This is a genomic window from Phaeospirillum tilakii (assembly GCF_042683125.1).
In the GTDB taxonomy this organism is placed as follows: Bacteria; Pseudomonadota; Alphaproteobacteria; order Rhodospirillales; family Magnetospirillaceae; genus Phaeospirillum; species Phaeospirillum tilakii.
In genome coordinates, this window is the sequence record NZ_JBHUIY010000137.1 from 1 (window position 1) to 505 (window position 505).

Genomic DNA, 505 nt, shown 5'->3' on the forward strand with positions numbered 1-505 from the left:
TTCCAAGCGCAGCTCCTGAACGAGCTTCTTCGCGACTTGGCAGAGCTCCAGTCGAACGCCAGCGTCGCCTGCATATCGCTCCACGAGCCAGCGGCCTACAGCGCGCAGGTTGAACTCAACCGGCTTCTCTTCTTCGTCATGGTCCCTGCGCGCCAGCCCGCGACGCTCGGACATCCGGCGCTGGTAGAAGAAGGTGTGGTTGCGCTCCGAGCGCTCTTCGAACCCCTTGAGAGCAAACTTCTTCAGCTCGTAGGTCGCGACCGGCTTGCCGATCGCACCAGCCGACGTGGTGATCGTGCCGGCATACTTCTGATCGAGATGGACGTAGGTCACGTCGGCCGAGAAGGTCAGGTTCTTGACCGGAGTCCAACGAGTGATCAGGCCGAGCTGACCGATGTTGTAGTCGGGGTTGCAGCTGGTCACACCAGCGCCGCCAGCGAAGGCAGCGCGGAACGTGCCACCGACGCCACCAACGCCGCAGATGAGCGACTTAGCCGTGTCGTTG

At 62.6% G+C, this 505-nt stretch carries 1 protein-coding gene; it reads right to left on the reverse strand.

Annotation, left to right across the window (positions count from 1 at the left end; genetic code table 11):
• Positions 1 to 505: porin (locus tag ACFSNB_RS18850; RefSeq protein WP_377319366.1), on the reverse strand; the 505-nt coding region annotated here is incomplete at both ends.